The 1,041-nt window shown below is 68.1% G+C and carries 1 pseudogene; it reads left to right on the forward strand.

Features of this window, described 5'->3' with window-relative positions:
• Positions 1-1,041 (forward strand): annotated as a pseudogene (locus MOV74_RS38915) (PAS domain-containing sensor histidine kinase); the annotation flags it as partial.

The raw sequence follows: 1,041 nt of genomic DNA on the forward strand, positions 1-1,041 counted from the left end.
GCCACCGCCATCGCACGCACCCGAAGGCATCGCCTTGTTCGACGCGTTCGCGGAGCCGGGCGAGGCGCCCGCGACCAGCGCGACGATCGCGGGCGAACCGCAGCAAGCGGCAGCGATTCAGGACGCGGTCGAGGAGACTGTTCGAGAGCCGGCGCACGACCAGACGGGCGAAGCGGCGGCCAAAACTCCGGTTGAAAACCCGCCAGCAGCCATTGTGTCGCCGCAGGCTGCGCCGATCACACCAGGCATGGTTGAGCCGCCGTCGGGCCAAGCCTCGTTGAGCCAAGAGCCGCCCGCACCGCGTCAGCATCCGCTGCGCTTCCTCTGGCAGATGGATGCAGAGGGCCGCTTTGTGCTTCTCTCCGACGAATTCATCCGCCTGATCGGCGCGCACACCGCCGCCGGATTCGGCCGCCCCTGGCGCGAGATCGCCGAAACATTCTCGCTCGACCCTGATGGTCGCGTCGCCCAGGCGCTGGCGAGCCACGACACCTGGGCCGGGATCACCGTGAACTGGCCGACTGACGGCGGCGCGCCTCTGCCGGTCGAACTCGCGGGCCTGCCAACTTACGACCAGTCGCGCAATTTCGCCGGCTTCAAAGGCTTCGGCGTCTGCCGCGATCTCGACGCCCTCAACCGGCTCGATTCGCTCAGGCGTTTCGAGCTGCTGGCCGAACCGCCGCCTCCGCCGATCGAGCCGCCCGCACCCGAGCCTGAGCCAACACCCGAACCCGAACTGCACGAACCCACAAGCGACGCGAATTCACATCCAACCGAACCGGACACGCCAGTGGAAACGCCCGTGGAGCCTCCCTTGGAAACGCCTCCAAATGTCGTGCCGTTCCGCCCGCACGGCGATGTCAGGTCACAAGGTGACCAGAGATCGCCGACGCTGACGCCGATCGAGAACAGCGCGTTCAACGAGCTCGCGCGGCAATTGTCCGAACGGCTCGAACGCGAGCGCGAGACGATCGCGGCGGACAGCCCCGAGCCTGTGGCGGAGATCATCGCCGAACCACCGGCGCCCGAGCCGGAGCCGCC

The organism is Bradyrhizobium sp. SHOUNA76, from assembly GCF_023006445.1.
In the GTDB taxonomy this organism is placed as follows: Bacteria; Pseudomonadota; Alphaproteobacteria; order Rhizobiales; family Xanthobacteraceae; genus Bradyrhizobium.